Below are 24,965 nucleotides of genomic sequence, written 5' to 3' on the forward strand. Positions count from 1 at the left end.
AAATGCCTGATTATCCATACGATGTGCGATTCAAATTAAGAATAAAAGTCTGCTTTGATTTTATCTTATTGAATATTAAGAATTAAAAAAAATGAAAAATTGGCTCATCATCTGCACTGCAACAAATAGTGAAGCGTTCTTCACTATCTGATTGGAGAAGATGTATGACTGAGCCAAAGACAAAGATTGCAGCTAGGATCAAGGAGGCTCGTGAATGGAAAGGATTAACCCAAGTACATATGGCCCAGCAATTAAAAGTCGCTCGCCAAACGTATCTTGATTTAGAAACCGGAAAAACAGAGCCTAAAGTACGACTATTATCAGAGATCTCGGAGATCACTGAGCGACCATTAACCTGGTTCGTGTATGGTGATGAAGGGATAGAAATTTTAGAGAGTGAGTACAAGGAAGAAATAGATCGATTACTGCAGTTTTTTAGTCGCTTGCCACATTCTGCTCGTCACGTTATTTTGCAGCAATGCATCAACTTAGCGAGTTTCATGGCGGAATACACCCGCGCCCTAACCCATAAAAATAAGTAGTCAGCGTTACGATAGTATTTGCTGTCTACTTAGCTGTTCATTTTTATCTTTTTGTTGTCCAGCTTTGTCTACAGAGAATAAGGCACATCACATTTTTATATTAGTCCCCATAGACATCTATTTTGGCGAAGAATAATTTAAGCAAAGTTTATAGGTTAAGTGCGGTATAAATGTCGATGATGGGTGAATATAGTGTTGATCGTGAGATTAATAACGCGGTGACAGAAATAGCGCATATTGCACATAAGATTCGAGAAGCGAGAGAATGGAAAGGGATCACTCAAGTGAGTATGGCTAAGCAGCTCAGTGTTGCTCGTCAAACTTACCTTGATTTGGAGTCAGGGAAAACAGAGCCTAGAGTATTAATGCTAATGAATATAGCTAAGATAACAGGTCGTCCTCTCCATTGGTTTATTTCAGACGACAATACGCCCGAATATGGTGATATCAATCGGCTATCTGTCATGTATGCGCAGGTCCCTTCTCCTTTACGCCAAAAAATGATCGAACAAAATATTAATTTGATTGCCAGCTGTATTGAATATGTATCTAGCAGTCGTTAATTATCTTGAGCATTCTCGATAGAATTAAAAGCAGCGATTACGCTGCTTTTTTTGTTATGAATGATTACTACTGGGCAAGAAAAAACTTATAGGCAGGGTTTTCTGTTTCATCTTTCCATTGATAACCGAGTTCGCGCAAGTGGGTAGTAAATGATAGTAAGTCTTTGTCTTCTAGTTCAAAGCCACATAAGACACGACCATAATCTGCACCATGATTACGATAGTTAAATAAGCTAATATTCCAATGGCAGCCAAGGGTGTTTAAAAAGCGGATAAGTGCACCCGGGTACTCAGGAAACTCAAAGCTATATAAACGCTCTTTTAGTGGCTTTGATGGTCTGCCACCAATCATATAACGGACATGGACTTTTGCCATTTCGTCATCAGATAAATCGACTACTGGATATCCGCCTTTTCGTAGATCTTTAATGATGCCATCAAGTTCTTCTTGGCCTTGCATTAAACGGACACCAACAAAAACATTGGCCAGTGCATCATCGTTATAACGGTAGTTAAACTCGGTTACTGCTCGGCCCCCAATCAAATGACAGAAATCGAGAAAAGCACCCGGACGTTCAGGGATTGTAACGGCTAATAACCCTTCACGTTTTTCACCTAACTCGCAACGTTCTGAAACATAGCGTAGGCCATGAAAATTCAAGTTTGCGCCTGATAAAATAGCAGCAAGTTGCTGATCGCGGATTTGATGCAGTTCGACGTATTTTTTTAGTCCAGCCAGAGAAAGAGCCCCTGAAGGCTCAGCAATCGCTCGGGTATCTTCAAAAATGTCTTTTACTGCCGCGCAAATTTCATCACTGCTGACCGTGATAACATCATCAAGGTATTGCTGACATAAACGGAAAGTCTCGCTACCTATTTGCTTAACGGCTACCCCATCGGCAAACATACCCACTTGATCTAACGAGACAGGTTTACCTGCATCAAGGGCTGCTTTTAAGCAGGCAGAATCTTCAGCTTCGACTCCAACGACTTTAATTTCAGGTAATAATTGCTTTAGCAATACCGCAACACCGGCGGCTAAACCACCACCGCCAACCGGTACAAAAACACAATCCAAATGACCGTTTTGTTGGACTAATTCAATACCGATAGTGCCTTGCCCTGCGATCACCGAAGGGTGATCGAAAGGAGGAATAAAGGTATAGCCGTGTTGTTGTGCTAATTGTTCAGCATAGCCTTTCGCTTCATCAAAGTTACTGCCATGCAGTACGACAACACCACCAAAACTACGTACCGCATCTACTTTGATATCAGGTGTAGTCCGTGGCATGACAATCGTGGCTTTAACACCGAGTTTCTGGCTTGATAAAGCAAGACCTTGCGCATGATTACCTGCAGAGGCTGCAATCACCCCAGCGGCTTTTTGAGGCTCAGTCAGTTGCGACATCATGTTATAAGCGCCGCGTAACTTAAACGAGTGGACCGGCTGGCGGTCTTCCCGTTTAAGTTGGATCTGATTTGCAATCCTTGCACTCAGACGAGACATATTTTGTAATGGAGTGACTTGCGCCACCTCATAAACCGGCGCTCGAAGGATATTGCGAAGATAGTCGGCTCCGCTAAGTAGCTCTTCATCCGTGGCCTGTTTCACTTCGCTCATGGTGATTATCCTTCTAGTTTAGATTTATCGCGCACTGCGCCTTTATCTGCACTGGTGGCGAGGTTGGCATAGGCTTTTAGGGCAAAAGAAACCTGACGTTCACGATCAACAGGTTTCCAACCGCGTTGGTTCGTTGCTTCACGACGTGCCGCGAGGGTTGCATCATCGACATTTAGTTCAATGCTACGGTTTGGAATATCAATCGCGATAATATCGCCATTTTCGATCAGGCCAATCGTGCCACCGTTTGCGGCTTCAGGCGAAACGTGACCAATAGATAGGCCACTGGTACCGCCTGAGAATCGACCGTCAGTGATCAACGCACACTCTTTACCAAGACCCATAGATTTAAGGTAAGTGGTCGGGTACAACATTTCTTGCATACCTGGGCCACCTTTAGGTCCTTCATAACGAATAACCACGACATCGCCTGCTTTCACTTTACCGCCAAGGATCCCTTCAACAGCGGTATCTTGGCTTTCAAATACTACGGCAGGACCTGTAAAGGTTAAGCAACTTTCATCAACCCCAGCGGTTTTAACGATACAGCCATCAAGTGCCATATTGCCTGACAGTACAGCAAGGCCGCCATCTTGGCTAAAGGCAAACTCTTTACTACGAATACAGCCATTTTCTCGATCATCATCAAGGGTTTCCCAACGGCAATCTTGTGAAAATGCTTGAGTGGTGCGGATACCCGCAGGGCCTGCGCGGAAGAACGTTTTTATTTCTTCTGAATCCGTTACTTTAATATCGTAGTGTTTGAAGCTTTCGGCAAAGGTTTCACCCAGAATATTGTGACAATCGCTGTGGAAGAGACCTGCGCGATCCAATTCACCTAAAATACTGTAAACGCCGCCTGCTCGGTGCACATCTTCCATATGATATTTCGGTGTTGATGGCGCAACTTTACAGAGGTGAGGAACAATACGAGACATGCGATCAATATCGGTCATGGTGAAATCAATTTCACCTTCTTGCGCTGCGGCTAAAAGGTGTAAAACGGTATTGGTTGATCCCCCCATAGCAATATCTAATGCCATCGCATTTTCGAAGGCTTTCTTATTGGCAATATTACGTGGCAGTGCAGATGCATCATCTTGTTCGTAGTAGCGCTTCGTCAGTGCCACAATGCGTTTACCGGCATTAATAAATAGCTGCTCGCGATCTGCGTGTGTTGCCAGCATTGAACCATTACCTGGCTGGCTTAAACCGAGAGCTTCGGTTAAACAGTTCATTGAGTTAGCTGTGAACATACCAGAGCATGAACCACAGGTAGGGCATGCTGAACGTTCGATCTGCTCGCTTTGCTCATCTGACACTTTAGGATCGGCACCTTGGATCATCGCATCAACTAAATCGAGTTTGATCACTTGCTCTGAAAGCTTAGTTTTACCCGCTTCCATTGGTCCGCCAGAAACAAAAATAACTGGAATATTTAGGCGAAGTGATGCCATCAACATTCCAGGGGTGATTTTGTCACAGTTTGAGATACATACCATCGCATCGGCACAGTGTGCGTTTACCATGTACTCAACAGAATCTGAAATGAGCTCACGAGATGGCAGTGAATACAACATCCCACCGTGACCCATCGCGATACCATCATCAACGGCAATAGTATTAAACTCTTTGGCAATACCGCCCGCTTCTTCGATTTGCTTAGCGACTAATTGACCGAGATCTTTTAAGTGGACGTGACCTGGAACAAATTGGGTAAATGAGTTCACAACAGCAATAATCGGCTTGCCGAAATCTTCATCTTTAACGCCAGTTGCGCGCCATAAAGCACGAGCGCCAGCCATATTTCGGCCATGGGTAGTGGTTGCTGAACGGTATTTAGGCATAACAGAAAATCCTTTTAAAGCACTGTCGCTAACGCATTAGCGACAGTTTTGATATGTATTGGTTTGGTTGTGAAGGGCAATTACTTTTGTGGATAAACGTAATCTAACCAGCCCCATTTATCTTCTGTTTCACCATTGAACAGACCGAAGTAAGCGGCTTGCAGCTCTTTGGTGATAGGGCCTCGTTTGCCTTCACCAACGGTAATTTGATCAACGCTACGGACAGGAACAATCTCAGCGGCAGTACCTGTCATGAAGATCTCATCGGCAAGGTAAAGTGCTTCACGGGCAATGTTTTCTTCACGTACTTCATATCCTCGCTCTTTAGCTAGGATCATGATGGTGTCACGGGTGATACCAGGTAAAATTGCGCTAGTCGTTGGTGGCGTTGAAAGAACGCCGTTACGAATAACAAAGATATTTTCGCCAGCGCCTTCTGATAGATAACCATCAACACTTAATGCGATCCCTTCTGCGTAACCATGGCGACGTGCTTCGCTACCAACCAGTAGTGATGATAGGTAGTTACCGCCTGCTTTTGCGGCTGTTGGAATTGTATTTGGCGCAGCACGGTTCCAGCTAGAAATCATTGCATCGACACCGTTTTCTAGCGCTTCTTCACCTAAGTAAGAACCCCAAGGGAAAGCGGCAACAATCAAATCCATTTTTGTATCAACGGGAGGGCAAACGCCGAGGCCAACATTACCCACATAACCCAATGGACGAATGTAAGCAGAATCGAGTTTATTTACTCGGATCGTTTCACGGCAAATTTCCATTAGTTCATCGCAGCTGTATGGGATCGGGAAGCGATAAATTTTTGCCGAATTTTTTAGTCGTACCATGTGTTCTTCATGACGAAAAACGGCTGGGCCTTTTGGCGTGTTGTAGCAACGGATCCCTTCAAATACTGAAGTGCCATAGTGCATTGCGTGAGTTAAAACGTGAACATTAGCATCAGCCCAAGGCACTATCTCACCGTTAAACCAAATGTAATCTGCTGTATTTGCCATGTTGAATTCCTTTCTAAAATTTAATCCAGTAACTGTAGGGGGGAAGTCTCTACACTGATGATGTCCCACAGTTTTTCAATTTGGTTGATAAGCGTCGATATAGGACGAGTACTATCTACGATAATTTCGATTCTGGCTATCTTGCTGTGATGATTTTGTGTTGCATCGACTTTTTTTATGATGAAGCCTCGATGGCGGATCACACGTAAAATTCGCTCAAGTAATACAGGCTTATCATTAGCGGTAATGTTGAGTAAATATCTTTCCATTAGGTGTTCTCCAGCATATCTTGGTTTGCAGCACCCGGTGGAACCAGTGGCCATACATTTTGTTCTTCATCAATCAATACATGCAGCAAGTAAGCGGTTTTACTGGCGAGCATTTCTTCCAGTGCAGGAGCCACTTCTTCTTTACGAGTAATGGTTTTTCCTGGGATATCAAACGCCTTAGCTAACATCACAAAATCAGGGTTATCATCTAGGATGGTTTCACTGTGGCGACCATCAAAAAACAGCGACTGCCATTGACGTACCATACCTAAGCGTTGGTTATTGATAAGTACCATTTTTACGGGAATACTGCGGCGCTTTAACGTTCCCAATTCTTGTACATTCATCATAAACGAGCCATCACCAGAGATCAGAATAGATTGATCATCAGGGCGGGCAACACTGGCTCCCATTGCTGCAGGTAAACCAAAGCCCATGGTGCCAAGGCCAGCTGATGTAATGTAGTTTTGTGGCTCACGAGGTTGAATATGCTGTGCGGCCCACATTTGGTGTTGACCAACATCAGTCGATACCATGCTGCTATCTGGCATCATATCTGACAATTGCTTAAGCAGTAATGGTGCGTAAATCAGATCGCCAGGATGGTCATAGCGCCATTTGCCAATTTTACGAATATGTTCGCTGTGAGTGAGCCAACGGCTGATATCTTGGCTCAGCTCTAACTGAGGCAAAATCGTATTAATATCACCACGTAATGGCGCATCAGCATGACGTAATTTACTAAATTCAGCCGCATCAATATCAATATGAATCACTTTTGCGTGTGGCGCAAAGGTATCTAACTTGCCGGTTACGCGATCATCAAAACGGGCGCCCACCACAATTAATAAATCCGCTTCTTGTACTACTAGGTTGGCCGCTTTTGTGCCGTGCATACCAAGCATGCCAAGAAAATGCGGGTCATGACGTTCGATAGATCCTAAGCCTTTTAAGGTACTGACTGAAGGCATCGGATTAAGGCTTAAAAATTGGCGTAACGTATCAGTTGCGTGGGCAATTTGTACTCCGCCTCCGACATACATTACGGGACGATGACTTTGATCGAGTAGTTGTTGAGCGGCAGTGATTGCATCATTACTGACTGTTGGAATCGCTGGCGGTTCTATCGGAGGTAATAATTCGGTTGGCGCTTGTGCAAGCTGTACATCTTTAGCTATATCGACAATAACAGGGCCAGGACGACCGGCTTTAGCGACTACAAATGCTTCAGCAAGGGTTGGTGCAAGGTCATTGATATCTGTTACCAGATAGCTGTGTTTAGTACATGATAAAGACATCCCAATTACATCCATTTCTTGGAAGGCATCGGTTCCAATATGAGTACTAGCAACTTGTCCAGTAATCGCAACCAAGGGGACTGAATCCATAAAGGCGTCAGCAAGTCCTGTGACGAGGTTTGTGGCACCTGGACCGGATGTTGCCATACAGACAGCAACATCTTGGGTGGATCGAGCCATACCAATAGCAGCCATTGCTGCTCCTTGTTCGTGACGGCAGAGGATATGCTCTACTCCACCATCATATAAAGCGTCATAAATTGGCATGATGGCACCGCCTGGGTAACCAAATACAGTTTTGATACCCTGCTGATGCAGCGCTTTTACGACTAATTCTGCCCCTGTCATCGCAGCTCCTTGCTTGCTTTGCGAGATCTATTTGAGATGATAACGATTACTCAAATCCATTTGTTGAAAAAAGCCCCCGAACTTCTCAGTGCGGGGGCTTTTTGTTTGCGTCTTTTGCGCTACTTTGCGCCAGCAAATCCCCGCTGCGGTGACATAATCACCACAATGACATTAATAATGAGTACGAGAGATGTTGTTAAGCGCATGTATATTTGTCCAACTTTTGTTGTCTAGTTGTTGCTATATGTTAGTGGTAACACAGACGTCTATCGCATGACAAGCAAAAACTGTGGTTTTTTTAGCAAACGAGCTGCATTTACAGGCATCTTATGAAACCAAAAATAAATATTTCATTAACGAATGTTTTTGTATCTCAGTGAGGTGATGGTTCATGACACTTGCGATTGTTCATAGTCGAGCTTGTGTGGGTGTGCAGGCTCCACCTGTGACAGTAGAAGTCCACTTAAGTAACGGGTTGCCAAGTTTTACATTAGTTGGGTTACCTGAAACCACGGTAAAAGAGGCTAAAGATCGGGTTCGAAGTGCAATTATTAATGCGAATTTTGAGTTCCCATCACGGCGTATCACTGTCAATTTAGCCCCTGCTGATTTACCTAAAGAAGGTGGGCGGTTTGATTTACCTATTGCGCTAGGTATTTTGGCTGCATCAGGCCAGATCCCAACAGATAAATTAGCAGAGCATGAGTTTATTGGTGAATTAGCATTATCAGGAGAGTTGCGACCAGTAAAGGGAGCACTGCCTGCCGCTTTAGCTGTGTTAAAGGCGAAACGTTGCTTTGTGGTGCCTGACAGTAATGGCGATCAAGTGGCTCTCGTCGGTAAAGAGGTTCATAAATCTGCATCCAGTCTATTAGCCGTTTGTGGTTATTTATGTGGCCAACAACAATTAGCATTAAATTTTAGTGAGCAGATTCAAGAAACAGCGGCGCCTTTAGATCGAGATATGCAAGATATTATCGGTCAGCAACAAGGGAAACGTGCGTTAGAAATTGCCGCTGCTGGCGGTCACAATGTTTTGTTCCTAGGTCCACCGGGAACGGGTAAAACCATGCTGGCATCAAGGTTGTGTGATTTATTGCCGCCAATGAGCCATGAAGAAGCGTTAGAAACAGCGGCTGTTACTTCTCTTACCCAGCAATCATTACATCAAGGCAATTGGCTTAAACGTCCGTTTCGTACGCCACATCACTCGAGCTCTATGGCGGCTTTAGTGGGTGGAGGCTCTGTGCCCAAACCAGGAGAAATATCGTTGGCGCACAATGGGCTCTTATTTCTAGATGAAATGCCTGAATTTGAACGTAAAGTCTTAGACTCTTTGCGCGAACCGTTAGAGTCTGGCCATATTGTGATTTCTCGTGCGACCAGTAAAACAACGTTTCCTGCGCGTTTTCAATTGATCGGTGCACTCAACCCAAGTCCTTCTGGATATTATGATGGCAATCAAACACGTACCAACCCACAGGCGATATTACGTTATTTAAGTCGGTTGAGTGGCCCATTACTTGATAGGTTTGATATGTCGATTGAGATCCCTGCCCTACCCAGAGGAACCTTAGCTAAAGGGGGAGATCGAGGTGATTCAACGGTAACGATTAAAGCGCGGGTTGATCATGCTCGTCAGCAAATGTTGACTCGCAGTGGTAAGGTAAATGCGCTGTTATCGACGCGAGAGCTAGAGCTGCATTGCCCATTACAGCAAGCTGATGCAGCATTTTTAGAAAATGCGCTACATCAGTTAGGTTTATCGGTACGGGCTTATCATCGAATTATTAAAGTGGCGCGCACGATAGCGGATTTAGCGGGAGAGCCTGACATTTCTCGAGGACATTTAGCGGAAGCGTTAGGTTATCGTTCAATGGATAGATTACTTAAGCAAATTAATAGCCAAGTTATATAAAAAAAGTGTCGGTTATTTGGATAATAAAAAAGGGCATCACTGCCCTTTTTTATTGTAGATGAGATTACTTTTTCAGTAAGTAGTTTACTAACTCAAAGTATTCGTCAGCCGATTTGATTTTACCTGTTTGTACAAGGTACTTATTGTTAACCACAACAGCTGGCACACCCGTTAGGCCGGCATCTTCAAAAGACTTATCAAAACGACTCACCATTGAATTTACCGCAAAGCTATTAAATGCGCCGTCAAATTCAGCCGCAGGAACTCCCTCATCAATGAAGATTTGACGCACTTCTTCTTCATTACGTGGCGGCTTGTTCATGGTATGGATACGGTTAAAGAACACTGGTACCATTTTATCTTGAACACCTAATACCACAGAGGTTGCAAAGGCTTTACTCATTACTTTACCCATTGGGCCACCCATGAATGAAACATGCATTTTTTGTAACTTTGCATTCTCAGGTAATTTAGTTTTTAGCTGTTTGATCATAGGTTCAAACTGATAGCAATGCGGGCAGTATAAAGAGAAGTACTCAGTCACAATGGGGGTTTCAGATTTTGGTAGATCGAGAACTTTGTAGTAATCACCTTCAGTAAATTTTGCGGCGTGTACTGAAAATGATAGTAACGCAGCACTAGCTAGCGTAAGTAACTTCTTGAACATTGATATAACTCCCTGATTATCCTTATCATGGTTATAAATATAACCTGAATTTTTATGTTAATACGTTTTTGTGTTTACCACTGTGGCATGAGTTGTAATGGTGCTTCATGCAGTGAGGCAATTTGTTCTTTGAATGCAAGCACTTGCCCTTCCCAATATTTTGCATCAGCAAACCATGGGAATGCACGGGGAAATGCAGGATCTTGCCAGCGTTTTGCAAGCCATGCCATATAATGCACCATTCTAAGACCGCGTAAAGGTTCGATTAGTTGCAATTGACGTTGATCAAAATCTGCAAATTCACCATAAGCTTCAAGTAAAGTATCCAGTTGGGCTAATTGATCGGCACGCTCACCGTTTAATAGCATCCATAAATCTTGGATAGCAGGACCATTACGGGCATCATCAAGATCGACAAACATCGGGCCATCACGCCATAAAATATTACCAGGGTGACAGTCGCCATGAAGACGAATCGCTTGCCAATCAGTCGACCAATGCTGTTCGAGTTTTTTAATCAGTAGATCAAGATCGGCAAAAAAGACGTTCTTAAGGTGATCGGGTATAAACTGACTGAGCTCTAATAATTTTCGAGGCTGATAGACGTATTCATCCAGACCCATGGTTGGACGATGTTGAAAAGGCTGGCGTTGCCCTACTAGATGAATGCGACCTAAATAGCGACCGACCCACTCTAATTGGTCAAAATTATCGACTTCAAATTGCCGACCGCCGACACTTGGAAATAAAGCAAAACGATGACCATTAAAGTTATGTAGTGTTTTCCCATTGATATTCAGTGGCGCGGCAACAGGAATTTCATTGTCAGCCAATTCCTGTGTGAATTGGTGCTCTTCTTCAATTTGCTCATCACTCCAACGTTCTGAGCGATAGAATTTGGTGACATAACGTGCGCCATCTTCCGCTTTAAACTGGTAGACCCGATTTTCGTAACTATTGAGTGCCAGTAATCCTGACTCTGCACGAATATCAATGCTATCTAAGGCATCAAGCAGCAAATCAGGCGTGAGATTTGAAAAACAAAAATCGTTTTTTTCCATGGAACAGCCTTAAATACGGAAATTAAGGCAGCAGTTTACCTTAATCTTGAGATAACAAGAATTAAGGGGCAGATTTATTACCCCTATAGCGTTGTATGTATTGTCATTAGTTTAGCGAAGGCTACTAATAAATCGACTTTCCGTACTTAAGGTTTGTTGGTTATCGCCTTTGCCGGTTGAAATCACAAATCGAATATTCACAATAGATGTGTCGAGTTCATAAGGGGCGATCCCTAAACTAATTGGTAAGCTAACGATATCACCAGCATTTACGGTGATCACTTGTGGTCCGTACCATTGAAGGTTGTCAATTCCTTCTGCTGTTAAAGTAAAGGTGGTGTTGTGTTGATATTTATTGATGATTTTTAGGGTATAGGTATTTTCGATAAAACCTTGGTCATTTTCTTTAAACAGCTGAGTACGATCGCGAATAACATCTAATCCCATTGGTTGGATATTAGTAAGTAATAGGAAAAACAAACCGATCATTGTGATTAATACTGAGCCATAACCAATGAGTTTTGGGCGTAATACCTTTGTCTTTTGCCCTGCAAGTTGGTTTTCTGTGGTGTAGCTTATGAGTTGTTTAGGGTAGCCCATTTTATCCATGGTTTGATCGCAGGCATCAACACAAGCACCGCAATTAATACATTCATATTGCATTCCATCTCGAATATCGATCCCTGTTGGGCACACCTGTACGCAGAGATTGCAATCAATACAATCACCGAGTCCTTGATCAAGATGATTGGCTTTGCGTGAGCGTGGTCCGCGTTTTTCACCGCGTTGGCTATTGTATCCAACAATATAGCTATCTTTATCAAACATTGCCGATTGGAAACGTGCATAAGGGCACATATGAATACAAACAATTGAACGCATCCACCCCGCATTAACGTAGGTACAAACAGTAAAAAATAGTACCCAAAAGGTTATCCAAGCTGACGATTGCCAAGTAAAAAATTCAGTTAATAAGGTTTTGATAGGAATGAAATAACCAACAAAACTAAGGGCAGTAATAAGCGCTATCGTAATCCAAGCGAGGTGTTTTAATGTTTTACGTAAGGCGAGATTAAATGTAAGCGGTAGTGAGTCTTGTCGCCGACGTTTGTTAGCCGCACCTTCAAGCTTTTCTTCAAACCAAATATAGATGAAGGTCCACACGGTTTGTGGGCAAAAATAGCCGCACCATACTCGTCCTAAAAAGGTGGTAATAAAAAAAAGTGCAAAGGCTGCAATCACAAATAGTAATGCGAGTAAGGTGAGATCTTGAGGCCAGAACGTTGTACCAAAGAAATAAAATTGCTGATCGTTGATATCAAGTAATACCGCTTGGCGACCATGAAAAGTAATCCACGGCAGGCCTAGGAAAAAGAGCATTAATAGACTCCCCATGCGCTGTCGTAAACGTTGGTAGACGCCTTTCACTGCTCTTACATAAAGTTGCTCGCTGGGGTTAAAACGATCAGCTTGAACGACGGTCGTCGTTGTGTGTTTATCTGACGTTATATCTTTTATTTTTATTTTATTGGCGCTCATACCATGACATTCCTTTGCGCTGCATGAGTGTTAATTATTAATATTTATCATGCCTTGTTAATAACATAATTGTAACGTAAGGTGATGGTAAGACCTAAAATCAGTGCTGAAACTGGTAGTTTGAACACAAAAAAGCCAGTGAATTTTCACTGGCTTTTAATGTTAAATAATCGCGAGATTATTTAATAATACCGCGTGCACGTAGGATTGCGGTTTTAAAATCATCTTCACAATCTTTTGCCAGCCCTGGGATCATGGCGTCTTTGTCACTGTTACGCATCTTTAAGTGATAAATCAGTACATCATCAGTAAGTGATTCTAATGGACCGTTATACTTTGCTTCTTCAGCGAGTTTTAGTAGAAACTCCACTAAATTTAGATCGGGATCTTTTTGCCATTCAGGGTGAAGCAGTTCGATGAGCTCATTGACGCGATGCGTTTTCATAGTGACTCCGTAGTTGAGGCTGAGTAATCGTTATTACGATCAAATTGTCATAATTTTAATAGGGATAAATTATAACAAAGCGGACGGGGTTACAATCTGTTGTGTGTTGCTGTAATGACAAAACAAAGTAAAAAAAAGCAGCTGAAGCTGCTTTATCTCAACCGCTTTATTATCATTATGCGATATTTTGATTGGTGGGTGATGGTAATATTTTCGCTTCTAACTCATCACGCTTTAGTTTTATATCGTTATTCGTTAATGAAATCTCAACAACAGCTGCGTGTTTCGTTTTAAAATGTGGAGCATGAGCCGTTGCACGAAGGCGTGAAGGGCTACGAGGGGTACTTACATACCTGACGGGAGATGCTGGTCGCATAAATCACCTGTTGTCAGGCTCATCCATGGCCGGAAATTAGCAAGCAGATCGCTGAAGGGAAAATTCCCTACTGGGTTTACCCCATCCATCAGTATATCGCTTGGTTGTTAATCACTTTGCGCTGAGAATAACAATAGCAAATTTAAAAGTCGAGTAAAAAGTAGCCGCTAAAATGCTAAGATTGAAGCATTGAGATGGATGATTCAGCATGCTGCAAAAAAAAAGCAGTAAAAGCATTTTAGCTTGGTGTATTCAGATTCGTTTATGTTGTAATACGATGCTTGTGTTACACAGCCCATATCTTATGGAATAACCATATTATAAAAGAAGCCTTTGGAGAGGATGTATGGAGCAAGAGCAGCGACGCATTGTTGCCAACCGAAATTTATCTTATCGATTAGCTGAGTCTATAGGTCGTCGTATTTTGGCGGGAGAAACAGCGCCTGGTGATATTTTACCGGGTGAAGTCGAATTAGGTGAAATGTATGGTGTAAGCCGTACTGCTGTTCGTGAGGCAATCAAAATGTTGGCTGCCAAAGGAATGGTATTGCCTCGGCCGCGTATTGGTACACGCGTGATGCCGAAAAAGAACTGGAACTATCTTGATCAAGATTTGCTGGCTTGGTTAGATTTTGATGCCGATTCTGAATTGTTAGCGGAATACCAACAAGCGCGTTTAATGTTAGAGCCAGAAGCGGCAGCATTAGCAGCTATTCATGCAACAGATGAAGAGCGAAAAGAGCTACAAGAGCTGTTGACTGAAATGCATGAAATGGGCGATAACTTTGATCAAGAACGTTGGATTGAAGTCGATACACGTTTCCATCAGCTGATTTATTTTTCCTCAGGAAACCACTTTATTAGTCCGTTTGGTAACTTGTTTAAAGCGGTCTTTGAAAATTACTTCCGCGTTGTTACTCGTGAACGTATTTTAAAACTTGATGCTCACCAACAAATCGTTGATGGTATTATTGCTCGCGATCCCGATGCCGCTCGACAAGCCACCTTGTCATTACTGGAAAAATAATAATTAACGGAGTATCGCTTATCTATGACGAGCGCTCCGTTTTTATCACTCATATTTTTCATCTCATCACTATAAATATCACGATTCCTGACTTGCTTATTTTCAGCTTACAAGTGTAAGCTGAGTGGCATAATCATAATCGAATAACGGCATGTTAGCGTGAGGTAATTGAGTCATGAGTAAATCGATGGCAACTGAGCAAGGATACTCAGTCGCAGAAGAAGTTGCGAATAGTATTAGCCATGGGATCGGGCTGTTATTTGGCTTGTTTGGGTTATATCTACTACTTGAAAAAGCATTTTCTGTTAATGCTGATACATTAAGTATTATCAGTTATACCGTGTATGCGGTGAGTATGATATTGCTCTATTTAGCTTCTACACTTTACCATTCGGTTTCATCTCCTAAAGCGAAACGCGCGTTAAAAACGTTCGATCATTGTGCTATTTATCTTCTTATTGCTGGTACTTACACGCCTTTTTTATTAATTTCTTTGCGTACGCCATTAGCTATTGGCTTGATGAGTGTGATTTGGGGACTGGCGATAATCGGTATTATTGCCAAAATTGTATTTGTATATCGATTTAAGAAATTGTCACTGTTCACTTATTTAACCATGGGATGGTTATCGCTAATTATGATTTATCAATTAGCGAGCGCATTATCAACAGGCGGCTTAGTCTTACTCGCATTAGGTGGGATAATTTATTCGCTTGGGGTCATTTTCTACGTTAATAAACGTATTCCGTATAATCATGCGATTTGGCATTTATTTGTCTTAGGTGGTTCTATTTGCCATTTTTGCGCGATTTATTTCTATGTTAAATCAGTAGCGTAGATCATCGTGATATAACGGATAAAAAGAGAGAGCGCAATGCGCTCTCTTTTTGTTTCTAGTGTTATTAATCTCGCCAAAATGCGGGAGCAAATACCACCAAGACTGTCAGTATTTCTAACCGCCCCATCAACATACCTAAGCTTAATGTCCACTTTGATAAATCAGGCAAGCTAGCGAAATTACCAGTAGGACCAATAATGTTCCCCATACCTGGCCCCACATTTGCCACAGCGGTGACAGCACCTGTAATACTGGTGATAGGATCAAGCCCTTGTAGACCTAATATCGCGGCAATGAAGATAATGGTCATAATAAAGGTGAGTACCAATGCCACAACCGAACGCACAATATCATCAGTAACAGGTCGCCCATTATAGCGTTGGATAAATAGTGCCGAAGGGTGAATAGATTGCATAATTTGCTTACGTAGCAAAGCAAAGGCTATTTGGAATCGGAAGATTTTTATCCCACCACTGGTGGAACCTGAGCAAGCTCCTACTAATAGAGTGAAAGCAAAAATAATACTAGGCAATGGTCCCCATGCGGTGAAATCACCCAAACCAAAACCTGTAGTGGTTACAACAGAAATGATGTTGAAAAATGATAATCGCAGCGAATCCATCAATGAATAATCTTTATTGAAGAATAAGCATGCCGCCACAATTAAACTGGCAACGGTCACAAACAAGGCATAGCCTTTTACTTGAGCATCACCAAATAAAGTTTTTGGATGGCGTTTTTTCAAGGCTTGGACAAACAGTAAAAATGGCAAGCCGCCAGCAAACATGAAGACAGTGGCAACCCATTGTGCACTGTGCGAGAAGTGATTCATGGAGCCATCAGAAGTGGAATAACCGCCCGTCGAAATGGTTGTGAAAGCATGGTTAATGGCATCAAATGTATTCATCCCTGCAAACATAAACGAGATAATGCAAAGCAAGGTTAACGTGAGATAAACATTAACGATATTCTTTGCAACGCTCTTAGTTCTTGGTGAGCTTTTATCTGACCAATCTGATGATTCAGTTTGGAATAAACGCATACCACCGACGTTCAGCATCGGGAGGATCGCTACTGCCATCACGATAAAGCCAACCCCACCGAGCCATTGCAGTGTTGATCGCCACAGCAAAATACTGGGTGCCATATCATCTAAACCACTTAAGACGGTAGAACCCGTTGTGGTGATCCCTGACATGGTTTCAAAGTAAGCATCGGTAAAACTAATGTGATTAATAAATACAAAAGGTAAGGCCGCAAAAGCACTGGCGACAGTCCAAACTAAGGTGGTGATCAAGAACATATCTCGCACGCTAAGTTTAAACTCTGGGGTTTTACCTAAAGTTAAAAATAAAAAGGCAACAGAATGGGTGATCAGCACCGCGGTGGCGAAATCAATAAATCCTTCTGTACCGGTAAAAAAAGCGACTAATGTCGGCACGTACATGAACAGGGCTAGCTTAGACAGCACTAACCCTAGTACAAACAGTATGGGACGATAATTAACCATGATCAGTTACAAGAAGAAAGGACTAGGTTGGAAGAGACGTTCAACATCAGGGATGTATTTCTTATCAACAAGGAACATTACCACGTGATCGTTTTGCTCGATGACGGTACGGTCATGAGCGATTAATACTTCTTCACCACGGACAACAGCACCAATTGTAGTACCCGGTGGTAACTTAATATCGCTGATTGCACGACCAACGACTTTAGAGGTACTGGAATCACCATGAGCAATTGCTTCAATGGCTTCGGCCGCACCACGACGTAGTGACGATACGTTAACGATATCAGCTTTACGAACATGGGTTAATAGTGCTGAAATGGTCGCTTGTTGTGGTGAAATCGCAATATCAATCGTACCGCCTTGCACTAAATCAACGTAAGCGCCGCGCTGGATAAGCACCATCACTTTCTTTGCGCCCATGCGCTTAGCAAGCATGGCTGACATGATGTTGGCTTCATCATCGTTAGTAACCGCAATGAACACATCGATCTGCTCGATATGTTCTTCGCTGAGCAATTCCTGATCTGAGGCATCACCACAAAATACGATGGTATTTTGTAGCATTTCAGACAAGTTCTCAGCACGCTCTTGATTACGTTCAATCAGTTTGATGCTGTAGCTTTGCTCTAAACGACGAGCTAAACCAGCACCAACGTTACCACCACCAACAATCATTAAACGCTTATAAGGTTTCTCTAGGCGCTGAAGTTCACTCATTACTGAACGAATATGGTTACTTGCCGCAACAAAGAAGACTTCATCATCAGCTTCAATGATCGTTGTACCTTGTGGACGAATCGGTTTACCTTGACGGAAAATCGCCGCTACTCGGGTATCGATATGTGGCATGTGTTCACGCAATGCAGATAATGCATTACCAACTAGCGGACCGCCATAGTAGGCTTTTACCGCAACAAGGCCGACTTTCTCTTCTGCAAAGCTAACAACCTGTAATGCGCCTGGGTATTCAATCAGTTTTTCAATGTAATCGGTCACTAACTCTTCTGGTGCGATTAAGTGATCAACAGGAACTGCATCAGATTGAAACAGTTGTTCTTTTTCTCGTAAATATTCAGGTGAACGAATACGAGCAACACGGTTAGGCGTATTGAAAAGAGAGAACGCAATTTGACATGCGATCATGTTAGTTTCATCGGAGTTCGTGACAGATACCAACATATCAGCATCTTGTGCCCCTGCTTCTCGTAACGTACGAGGGTGACTGGCAAAGCCTTGTACAACTCGAAGGTCGTATTTGTCTTGCAGCTCACGCAGACGCTCGGGATCCTTATCAACGATAGTGATATCGTTATTCTCACCAACCAAGTTTTCAGCAAGAGTGCCGCCAACTTGTCCGGCACCGAGAATAATAATTTTCATAGTCTATGCCTGATGTAAATGCCTGTAGAGATCAGCTGTAAATACAACGTTCTGATCGGCGTTATAAAATATGAAAAAGCGGAATCTTGAGAGCAAGTTCCGCTTTTATTTAAATAATGATTACTCTGCTTTTATCAGTACAGCGTAGTAAAAACCATCCATCGACTCTTCACCAGGCAGAATTTGACGACCAGGTTTCGCTGGATCGCTGCTAATTAATGTCGCATCTGACGTTCGTGCTAAGAAAGCTTTTACCTGATCGCAGTTTTCTTGTGGCGTAATAGAGCAAGTAGCGTAAACCAACGTACCGCCTGGTTTTAATTGCAGCCACATTGCGTCAAAGATCTCTGCTTGAAGTGTTGCTAGTGCCGCAATATCTTCGCCACGACGTAGCCACTTAATATCAGGGTGACGACGAATAACCCCCGTCGCTGAACATGGCGCATCTAGCAAAATACGATCAAATTTGTCACCTTGCCACCATTGTTCTGGGTAACGGGCATCAGCGCACAATACAGTTGCATCAAGCTTCAAACGTGCCAAGTTTTCGTGTACACGTTTAAGGCGATTTTCATCACAGTCAATCGCAACCACTTTGGTTGATGGTACATGCTCTATGATATGGGCGGTTTTACCACCAGGTGCTGCGCAGCAATCAAGAATTAACTCACCCGCTTTAGGCTGTAAATAATCCACCGCTAACTGAGCGGCAGCATCTTGTACCGAGACCCAGCCATCACTAAAGCCAGGAAGTTTAGTTACATCACATGGTGAAACTAAACGTAGTGCATCTGCGGCCTGTGGGTGTAACTCGGTTGCAATGTTTTCGGCATCTAATAAAGCGCGGTAGGCATCGCGAGTATTGTGTTGGCGATTAACACGTAGCCACATCGGCGCTTTGGTGTTATTCGCTTCACAGATATCAGCAAATTGCTCTGGATAGCTTTCTTTTAATAACTTTAATAGCCAGCTTGGATGACCATATTTACCCGCATCATGGCTGATAGCTTGAGCATCTAAGGTTTCTTGTTGACGCTGATAATTACGTAAAATAGCGTTAATAAGCCCGCGAAGTTGTGGCTTTTTAAGTGTTTTCGTTGCATTTACTGTTTCAGCTACTGCGGCATGTGCTGGAATTCGCATGTACCCGAGTTGATATAAGCCCACTAAAATTAAGTGATGGAATACGCGTTGCTTACCTTTTAACGGCTTATCCATTAGTGCTTGGGTAATAGATTCTAAGCGAGGAAGCCAGCGAAGTACGCCATAGCAGATCTCTTGCAATAAAGCGTGGTCACGCTCTCTGATATCTTGTTGCGCGGCTGGAAGCGCGGCGGATAATGACTGCCCTTGATCGACGACCTGGTAAATAACTTTGGCCGCAGTGGCTCTTACATTCATAGCTGTTTCCTGAACTCGCCGTTAGTGCTGGCGATAACAATGTGGAACTTAAAAAGAAAAGCCAGTGACTAAACACTGGCCTTGATATTTATAACTGAGCGCCAGATTCAAACCATTCTCGACGAGAATTAAGCAAATCAGCTGCTGTCATCGCTTTTTTACCTGGCGGTTGAAGCGATAATAAGCGCAATGCGCCATTACCTGTCGCAACTAAGATACCTTGCTTATCAGCAGATAAAATTGTACCAGGTGCTTTACCTTGATTGTCAGCTTCAACAGCCGCTTGCCAAACTTTGATGTTTTGCTCGGCAACGGTGAAGTAACTCATTGGCCACGGGTTAAATGCACGAATACAGCGTTCAATCGCAGCGGCATCCATTGTCCAATCAATAAACGCTTCTTCTTTACTCAGCTTCTTGGCGTAATTCGCTAGCTCATCGTCTTGCTTAACGGCTACAGCGGTGCCATTAGCAATATCAGACAAACAATCAATTAAGGCATCAGGGCCGAGCTCGGCTAATTTTTCGTACATGGTAGCGCTAGTGTCTGTCGCTTCAATTGGCAAGGTTGCCACTTTTAGCATGTCACCCGTATCAAGGCCGATATCCATCTGCATGATAGTTACACCAGTTTCTGTATCTCCCGCCCAAATAGAGCGTTGGATTGGCGCAGCACCACGCCAACGTGGAAGAATAGAACCGTGTACATTAATACAACCTAAACGTGGCGTATCTAATACTTCTTGCGGTAATAATAAGCCGTATGCCACCACAACCATAATGTCAGCTTCAATAGCAGCTAATTCTTGTTGTGCTTCTTCATTACGTAATGAAGCCGGTTGATAAACCGGAATATCATGTTCAAGCGCGATATTTTTAACGGGGCTTGCCGTTAGTTTTTTACCACGACCAGCTGGACGATCAGGTTGAGTGTAAACAGCAACAACTTGGTGCTGTGAAGACAACAACGCCGCCAAATGACGGGCGGCGAAGTCAGGAGTACCAGCAAAAACGATGCGTAATGGTTTGCTCAAGGTAACCTCTAAATAATTAGTTTTTTGCGTTATGTCGTTTGATTTTTTCTAGTTTCTGTTTAATGCGTTGACGTTTTAAAGGTGATAAATAGTCAACAAATAGCTTGCCAGCTAAGTGATCTAACTCATGTTGAATACAAATAGCTAACAGTTCATCAGCATCAAAACGAAGGGTTTCACCGTTACGATCGAGTGCAGTGACACTGACTTCTGCTGCGCGAGGCACGAATGCGCGTGCGCTAGGTACAGAAAGACAGCCTTCTTCAATACCATCTTCACCGCGTTTTTCGGTGATTTCAGGATTAATCAGTACCATAGGTTGATCGCGAGTTTCCGAGGTATCAATCACCACAATGCGTTGATGAATATCAACTTGGGTTGCTGCGAGGCCAATACCTTCTTCGTCGTACATAGTCTCCAACATATCATCGATAATTGTTTGGATTTCAGGTGTTATCGCCTCTACTGGTTTAGCTACAGTACGTAGGCGTTCATCAGGAAAGGTTAGAACGTGTAATACAGACATAAGGACTCGAATTCGTTAACGGAAACTAAAAAATAAAACGCTGTTGGTCTAATTCTAGTCATTTTAAAGATCAAATAACAGTACCGAATTTTTTGTCACAGGTGAAAGACAAAGAATGAAAAAGCGTTCGTCAGTATTTTATTGGCAAAGTGATTAGTGTTAGCCGTAAGCAAACTTGACGCTATTGAGTTGCAACAGTTATCTATAAATAGTGACGTGAACCGAAAAGCGCTTTTTGCTCTTTGTTAAAAAGTCGACATATCAATAGGCTAATGCCAATCTGAGACAATAAATGTATTTTATCTGTTACAAGGCGGAGCCTTGTGATGTGGTTGTGTTATCCAAGGAAGCGATCTCATGAAGCCATTGGGCATTATTCTAAGCTTTATGCTTTTTATCCCCTCACTTTTTGCCGCGCCAGCTCCATTACTGCGAAATAATGTGCCTGATGTTTATATTGTTAAAAAAGGCGACACGTTATGGGATATCTCTGGCGTGTTTCTCGAAAATCCATGGTCTTGGCCTCAATTATGGGAAAAGAACAGTTACATTAAAAACCCACACTTGATTTACCCTGGCGATCGTCTTCATCTTATTTGGGTCAACGGACAGCCGAAGTTAAGTTTGAAAAAACACGTGAAATTATCCCCGAAAGCTCGCGTGATACGTGATCCTATTACGACGCTACCTGGCTATCTCATGCTTGAATATGTTGCTGAAAATAAATTGATCAGCCATGAGTCGGCCAAGACACAACCACAAGTGTTAGGCTCAAGCGACGAGCGTGGTTACTTGTCTATCGGTGATATTGTATGGGCAGATCAGCCTTTAGCACCGACAACACAATGGCGTGTATACCGTATTGAAGAATCGTTTACACGTAATGATTCAGCAACGGAAACAAATCCGGAAGTTGATGCAAAGGTCATGACATTAAAGGAAATTGCCGATTTAACCGTCACTGCAGCCGATGATAAAACCAGTCAATTACGGGTTGATACCTACCGTCAGGAAATCAGTCAAAACGATATTTTATTACCATTATTAGTGAGCGGAGAGCCTAACTTATCGTTTTCACCTTCAACACCGCCAGAGTCGATGACAGCAAATGTGATAGGGCAACTTGAAGGGCGTAGCTATATTTCTAGCTTTGATGTTGTGGTATTAGATCGTGGGCATTTAGATGGTGTGGAATCAGGCTTTGTCTTTGATTTATACAAACAAGGCGCCAAAGTTCAAGGTAAAAAAGGCAGTTACCATTACAAAGATAATCCATTAGCTGGCTCTACCCAGTTGGGAGATGTCTCTGTGGGGAAATTAATGGTGCTTCGTCCTTATGAGTACTTTAGCTTAGCTGTGGTGATGCAAAGTTTAGAACCATTCAAGCCGGGTGTTATTGCTGTTCCACCAACGCGTTAAGACCTCAATGAGTGAATCACTCTACCCATGGTTAGTATTAGCGATGACCCCGAATTTAGGTGGTCATCGCATCAATAAACTTTTGCGTCATGTTTCGGCGCAACAATGTATTGGCTCTTCATTTGAACAATTGTGTCAGCTGGGTTTAACTCACCAACAAGCCACAGCAATTACTTCACCCAATCAACAACGTATCGATCAAGCGTTGCGTTGGCAGCAACAGCCTGATCAACATATTTTGGCCTTAGATTCTCCTGCCTACCCTTATTTACTTAAGCAAATATCATCTCCACCGCCACTATTATTTGTCCGCGGTGAGTTTGCTTATTTAGCCCAACCACAAGTGGCGATTATTGGTAGTCGCGCCGCTTCCATTGATGGTCGAGAGGCGGCATTTAATTTCGGCTATGCACTAGGGCAAGCTGAGTATGTGGTTACCAGTGGACTTGCTTTAGGAATAGATGGACAAGCTCATTCGGGGGCATTGAAGTCCGGCGGTGCTACCGTTGCGGTGTTAGGCTCTGGTTTAGATCAGGTTTACCCTGCTCGCCATCGTCAGTTAGCTAATGAGATTGTAGAGCAAGGCGCATTGGTTTCAGAGTTTTGGCCTGATGAAAAACCTCGTCCACAAAACTTTCCGCGTCGCAATCGAGTGATCAGTGGTTTGTCGACAGGCGTATTGGTAGTTGAAGCGGCAGAAAAAAGCGGGTCACTCATTACTGCGCGTTACGCGTTAGAACAAGGGCGAGAAGTGTTCGCCCTTCCCGGCTCGATCTATAATGCGCAAAGTCGAGGCTGTAACGCATTGATAAAATCTGGTGCTAAACTGGTAGAAAGCCCCGCAGATATCTTCAATGAAGTCGGAACCTTAACTGAGTGCGCAATAAACAATCAAATAGGCTTGCCTTTGCCACAACCTGAAAATGAAGAATTGCCATTTCCAGCTCTGTTGGCTAACGTAGGCACCGAAGCAACACCCGTAGATGTAGTTGCTGAACGCTGTGAACAGCCTGTCCATGAAGTATTAACCCAACTTTTAGAGTTGGAATTACTGGGCTTGGTCAGTGCAGTACCTGGTGGTTATGTCAGAACGAGGAGGAGCTAGTCATGATGGACATTCTTATGTACCTGTTTGAAACTTACATCCAAAGTGATGCTGAGTTGATGTTTGATCAAGATGAACTTTCTGAAGAGTTAATTCGTGCTGGGTTCCATCAAGATGATATTTATAAAGCGCTTAATTGGTTGGAACAACTCGCAGCGTTACAAGAAACTGAACATACTCCTTATGTAAATAACTGCGCAGCAACATCAATGCGTGTGTATACCGAGCAAGAGATGATCCGTATGGATGTCACTTGTCGCGGTTTCTTGATGTATCTTGAGCAAATCCATGTACTAAATGCCGATACCCGTGAAATGGTGATTGATCGGATCATGGAGCTCGATACCAATGAATTTTCATTAGATGATTTGAAGTGGATTATCTTAATGGTGCTGTTTAATGCCCCCGGTAATGAAACAGCGTATAGCCAGATGGAAGAGTTGCTATACGGTGCGGAAGACGGCGCAGTGCATTAAAATTAGCGGGCCTTAAAGTGGCCCGTTATTGTATCTATCTTATTTGTCGCGATAGCGTGTAAAACGCGATATTCCTTTTTAAGCGAGCAGTAATGACAACCAATAATCCACCTTTGTTCTCTGCCCATGAGCAGGCGCTATCACATACACCGTGCCCACAATGTGGTAGCGAATTAGTGATGCGATTTGGTAAGCGTGGTCCTTTTCTTGGTTGCGATCATTATCCGAGTTGTGACTATATTCAGCCATTAAATCACAACGATGGGCATGTAGTGAAAGAGCTCGATATGCCTTGTCCTGAATGTGAGAGCCCATTGGTATTACGCCAAGGTCGTTATGGGATGTTTATTGGGTGTTCAGCATATCCTGCTTGTCACTATTTAGCTTCAACAGAGAAGAAAGCAGAGAATACCGATATTGGATGCCCTGAATGTCACAAAGGTCATTTAACTGAGCGTAAGTCCCGTTATGGCAAAGTGTTTTATGCCTGTGATCAATATCCAAGCTGTCGATTTGCTGTGAATAACAAACCTGTTGTCGGTACTTGCCAACAATGTGGTTTTGATTTGTTAATTGAAAAAAAATTAGCCAGTGGTGTGAAACTGCAATGTGCAGATAGAAAGTGCCATGCTTATCAAGATCCTGATAGCGCTGATAAAACAGCATAAAAAAAGCCTGCTCAGACGCCTGTCTCTTATACACAAATCCCTAAGCTGCAGCTTGGGGATTTTTTTGAACTA

24 protein-coding genes are annotated in these 24,965 nt (G+C 43.0%); 9 read left to right on the forward strand and 15 right to left on the reverse strand.

The features are described from left to right. Positions 1-164 precede the first annotated feature (164 nt). Entirely contained in the window at positions 165-542 is a 378-nt protein-coding gene (locus I3259_RS10165) for a helix-turn-helix transcriptional regulator (RefSeq protein ID WP_005372339.1), read from the forward strand. 170 nt (positions 543-712) lie between these two features. Beyond that, on the forward strand, positions 713-1,105 hold the full coding sequence (locus tag I3259_RS10170; protein ID WP_238029510.1) for a helix-turn-helix transcriptional regulator: 393 nt from the start codon (positions 713-715) through the stop codon (positions 1,103-1,105). 67 nt (positions 1,106-1,172) lie between these two features. Here I3259_RS10170 and ilvA read toward each other — a convergent pair whose 3' ends face one another. The 5 genes from ilvA to ilvG form a co-directional block, all read right to left on the reverse strand. Beyond that, positions 1,173-2,726 (reverse strand): threonine ammonia-lyase, biosynthetic, encoded by a 1,554-nt coding sequence (gene ilvA / locus I3259_RS10175; RefSeq protein WP_238029511.1) that lies wholly within the window; start codon positions 2,724-2,726, stop codon positions 1,173-1,175. Positions 2,727-2,731: 5 nt separating this feature from the next. Next, complete coding sequence (ilvD, locus tag I3259_RS10180; RefSeq protein WP_238029512.1) at positions 2,732-4,573, reverse strand: dihydroxy-acid dehydratase; 1,842 nt, start codon at positions 4,571-4,573, stop codon at positions 2,732-2,734. A gap of 80 nt (positions 4,574-4,653) precedes the next feature. Next, on the reverse strand, positions 4,654-5,586 hold the full coding sequence (gene ilvE, locus I3259_RS10185) for a branched-chain-amino-acid transaminase (RefSeq protein ID WP_005372347.1): 933 nt from the start codon (positions 5,584-5,586) through the stop codon (positions 4,654-4,656). A gap of 20 nt (positions 5,587-5,606) precedes the next feature. Then, complete coding sequence (ilvM, locus tag I3259_RS10190) at positions 5,607-5,855, reverse strand: acetolactate synthase 2 small subunit (protein WP_005372349.1); 249 nt, start codon at positions 5,853-5,855, stop codon at positions 5,607-5,609. Then, positions 5,855-7,501 carry an acetolactate synthase 2 catalytic subunit gene (gene ilvG, locus I3259_RS10195; RefSeq protein WP_238029513.1) on the reverse strand — a complete coding sequence of 549 codons (1,647 nt, stop codon included), beginning with the start codon at positions 7,499-7,501 and terminating at the stop codon, positions 5,855-5,857. Before ilvG ends, ilvM begins: the two co-directional genes overlap by 1 nt. A 391-nt stretch (positions 7,502-7,892) precedes the next feature. Here ilvG and I3259_RS10200 point away from each other — a divergent pair, with 391 nt between their 5' ends. Then, entirely contained in the window at positions 7,893-9,419 is a 1,527-nt protein-coding gene (locus I3259_RS10200) for a YifB family Mg chelatase-like AAA ATPase (RefSeq protein WP_238029514.1), read from the forward strand. A gap of 64 nt (positions 9,420-9,483) precedes the next feature. Here the strand turns inward: I3259_RS10200 and I3259_RS10205 are convergent, their stop codons facing one another. The 5 genes from I3259_RS10205 to I3259_RS10225 all read right to left on the reverse strand — a co-directional run bounded on the left by I3259_RS10205 (position 9,484) and on the right by I3259_RS10225 (position 13,507). Next, entirely contained in the window at positions 9,484-10,086 is a 603-nt protein-coding gene (locus tag I3259_RS10205) for a thiol:disulfide interchange protein DsbA/DsbL (RefSeq protein ID WP_005372357.1), read from the reverse strand. Positions 10,087-10,160: 74 nt separating this feature from the next. Next, positions 10,161-11,147, reverse strand: coding sequence for a serine/threonine protein kinase (locus I3259_RS10210; protein WP_238029515.1), 987 nt, complete (start codon positions 11,145-11,147; stop codon positions 10,161-10,163). 111 nt (positions 11,148-11,258) lie between these two features. Continuing rightward, on the reverse strand, positions 11,259-12,686 hold the full coding sequence (ccoG, locus tag I3259_RS10215; RefSeq protein ID WP_238029516.1) for a cytochrome c oxidase accessory protein CcoG: 1,428 nt from the start codon (positions 12,684-12,686) through the stop codon (positions 11,259-11,261). A gap of 178 nt (positions 12,687-12,864) precedes the next feature. Next, entirely contained in the window at positions 12,865-13,131 is a 267-nt protein-coding gene (locus tag I3259_RS10220) for a YihD family protein (protein ID WP_005372361.1), read from the reverse strand. A gap of 175 nt (positions 13,132-13,306) precedes the next feature. After that, entirely contained in the window at positions 13,307-13,507 is a 201-nt protein-coding gene (locus I3259_RS10225; protein WP_238029517.1) for a hypothetical protein, read from the reverse strand. 346 nt (positions 13,508-13,853) lie between these two features. Here I3259_RS10225 and I3259_RS10230 point away from each other — a divergent pair, with 346 nt between their 5' ends. Together I3259_RS10230 and I3259_RS10235 are read left to right on the forward strand one after the other, a co-directional pair. After that, positions 13,854-14,534, forward strand: coding sequence for a FadR/GntR family transcriptional regulator (locus I3259_RS10230; RefSeq protein WP_238029518.1), 681 nt, complete (start codon positions 13,854-13,856; stop codon positions 14,532-14,534). A 175-nt stretch (positions 14,535-14,709) separates the two neighbouring features. Then, complete coding sequence (locus I3259_RS10235) at positions 14,710-15,372, forward strand: hemolysin III family protein (protein ID WP_238029519.1); 663 nt, start codon at positions 14,710-14,712, stop codon at positions 15,370-15,372. Positions 15,373-15,436: 64 nt separating this feature from the next. On the opposite strand, the gene I3259_RS10240 is transcribed toward I3259_RS10235, so the two are convergent. From I3259_RS10240 to def, 5 genes are all read right to left on the reverse strand, one after another. After that, positions 15,437-16,882: a TrkH family potassium uptake protein gene (locus tag I3259_RS10240; RefSeq protein WP_238029520.1), complete on the reverse strand. Its 1,446-nt coding sequence runs from the start codon at positions 16,880-16,882 to the stop codon at positions 15,437-15,439. Positions 16,883-16,888: 6 nt separating this feature from the next. Then, a complete protein-coding gene (gene trkA, locus I3259_RS10245; RefSeq protein ID WP_005372370.1) occupies positions 16,889-18,265 on the reverse strand; it encodes a Trk system potassium transporter TrkA in 1,377 nt (458 codons plus the stop codon). Positions 18,266-18,385: 120 nt separating this feature from the next. Beyond that, the gene (gene rsmB / locus I3259_RS10250) at positions 18,386-19,666 is read right to left on the reverse strand and encodes a 16S rRNA (cytosine(967)-C(5))-methyltransferase RsmB (RefSeq protein ID WP_238029521.1); all 1,281 of its coding nucleotides are present in this window, start codon (positions 19,664-19,666) and stop codon (positions 18,386-18,388) included. Between the two features lie 88 nt (positions 19,667-19,754). Continuing rightward, on the reverse strand, positions 19,755-20,699 hold the full coding sequence (fmt, locus tag I3259_RS10255) for a methionyl-tRNA formyltransferase (protein ID WP_238029522.1): 945 nt from the start codon (positions 20,697-20,699) through the stop codon (positions 19,755-19,757). A gap of 16 nt (positions 20,700-20,715) precedes the next feature. Then, on the reverse strand, positions 20,716-21,225 hold the full coding sequence (gene def, locus I3259_RS10260; RefSeq protein ID WP_238029523.1) for a peptide deformylase: 510 nt from the start codon (positions 21,223-21,225) through the stop codon (positions 20,716-20,718). 357 nt (positions 21,226-21,582) lie between these two features. Here def and I3259_RS10265 point away from each other — a divergent pair, with 357 nt between their 5' ends. From I3259_RS10265 to I3259_RS10280, 4 genes are all read left to right on the forward strand, one after another. Then, a complete protein-coding gene (locus I3259_RS10265) occupies positions 21,583-22,644 on the forward strand; it encodes a LysM peptidoglycan-binding domain-containing protein (RefSeq protein ID WP_238029524.1) in 1,062 nt (353 codons plus the stop codon). Between the two features lie 7 nt (positions 22,645-22,651). Then, positions 22,652-23,749, forward strand: a complete 1,098-nt coding sequence (gene dprA, locus I3259_RS10270) for a DNA-processing protein DprA (RefSeq protein ID WP_238029525.1) — start codon at positions 22,652-22,654, stop codon at positions 23,747-23,749. A gap of 2 nt (positions 23,750-23,751) precedes the next feature. Next, on the forward strand, positions 23,752-24,225 hold the full coding sequence (locus tag I3259_RS10275) for a DUF494 family protein (protein ID WP_005372379.1): 474 nt from the start codon (positions 23,752-23,754) through the stop codon (positions 24,223-24,225). 92 nt (positions 24,226-24,317) lie between these two features. Continuing rightward, on the forward strand, positions 24,318-24,893 hold the full coding sequence (locus I3259_RS10280) for a topoisomerase DNA-binding C4 zinc finger domain-containing protein (RefSeq protein WP_238029526.1): 576 nt from the start codon (positions 24,318-24,320) through the stop codon (positions 24,891-24,893). The last annotated feature ends 72 nt before the right edge of the window (positions 24,894-24,965 follow it).

Origin of the sequence: Photobacterium sp. Ph5 (assembly GCF_022129445.1) — a bacterium.
GTDB lineage: Bacteria > Pseudomonadota > Gammaproteobacteria > Enterobacterales > Vibrionaceae > Photobacterium.

Bases quoted from the DNA above. Each gene is read 5' to 3' on its own strand.
- dprA (WP_238029525.1), top strand. From the start codon at position 22,652: ATGAGTGAATCACTCTACCCATGGTTAGTATTAGCGATGACCCCGAAT.
- I3259_RS10265 (WP_238029524.1), top strand. From the start codon at position 21,583: ATGAAGCCATTGGGCATTATTCTAAGCTTTATGCTTTTTATCCCCTCA.
- I3259_RS10225 (WP_238029517.1), bottom strand. From the start codon at position 13,507: ATGCGACCAGCATCTCCCGTCAGGTATGTAAGTACCCCTCGTAGCCCT.
- I3259_RS10240 (WP_238029520.1), bottom strand. From the start codon at position 16,882: ATGGTTAATTATCGTCCCATACTGTTTGTACTAGGGTTAGTGCTGTCT.
- I3259_RS10170 (WP_238029510.1), top strand. From the start codon at position 713: ATGTCGATGATGGGTGAATATAGTGTTGATCGTGAGATTAATAACGCG.
- I3259_RS10165 (WP_005372339.1), top strand. From the start codon at position 165: ATGACTGAGCCAAAGACAAAGATTGCAGCTAGGATCAAGGAGGCTCGT.
- ilvA (WP_238029511.1), bottom strand. From the start codon at position 2,726: ATGAGCGAAGTGAAACAGGCCACGGATGAAGAGCTACTTAGCGGAGCC.
- I3259_RS10280 (WP_238029526.1), top strand. From the start codon at position 24,318: ATGACAACCAATAATCCACCTTTGTTCTCTGCCCATGAGCAGGCGCTA.
- ccoG (WP_238029516.1), bottom strand. From the start codon at position 12,686: ATGAGCGCCAATAAAATAAAAATAAAAGATATAACGTCAGATAAACAC.
- ilvD (WP_238029512.1), bottom strand. From the start codon at position 4,573: ATGCCTAAATACCGTTCAGCAACCACTACCCATGGCCGAAATATGGCT.
- ilvM (WP_005372349.1), bottom strand. From the start codon at position 5,855: ATGGAAAGATATTTACTCAACATTACCGCTAATGATAAGCCTGTATTA.
- I3259_RS10235 (WP_238029519.1), top strand. From the start codon at position 14,710: ATGAGTAAATCGATGGCAACTGAGCAAGGATACTCAGTCGCAGAAGAA.
- I3259_RS10220 (WP_005372361.1), bottom strand. From the start codon at position 13,131: ATGAAAACGCATCGCGTCAATGAGCTCATCGAACTGCTTCACCCTGAA.
- rsmB (WP_238029521.1), bottom strand. From the start codon at position 19,666: ATGAATGTAAGAGCCACTGCGGCCAAAGTTATTTACCAGGTCGTCGAT.
- I3259_RS10205 (WP_005372357.1), bottom strand. From the start codon at position 10,086: ATGTTCAAGAAGTTACTTACGCTAGCTAGTGCTGCGTTACTATCATTT.
- I3259_RS10275 (WP_005372379.1), top strand. From the start codon at position 23,752: ATGATGGACATTCTTATGTACCTGTTTGAAACTTACATCCAAAGTGAT.
- I3259_RS10200 (WP_238029514.1), top strand. From the start codon at position 7,893: ATGACACTTGCGATTGTTCATAGTCGAGCTTGTGTGGGTGTGCAGGCT.
- I3259_RS10210 (WP_238029515.1), bottom strand. From the start codon at position 11,147: ATGGAAAAAAACGATTTTTGTTTTTCAAATCTCACGCCTGATTTGCTG.
- ilvG (WP_238029513.1), bottom strand. From the start codon at position 7,501: ATGACAGGGGCAGAATTAGTCGTAAAAGCGCTGCATCAGCAGGGTATC.
- ilvE (WP_005372347.1), bottom strand. From the start codon at position 5,586: ATGGCAAATACAGCAGATTACATTTGGTTTAACGGTGAGATAGTGCCT.
- I3259_RS10230 (WP_238029518.1), top strand. From the start codon at position 13,854: ATGGAGCAAGAGCAGCGACGCATTGTTGCCAACCGAAATTTATCTTAT.
- def (WP_238029523.1), bottom strand. From the start codon at position 21,225: ATGTCTGTATTACACGTTCTAACCTTTCCTGATGAACGCCTACGTACT.
- trkA (WP_005372370.1), bottom strand. From the start codon at position 18,265: ATGAAAATTATTATTCTCGGTGCCGGACAAGTTGGCGGCACTCTTGCT.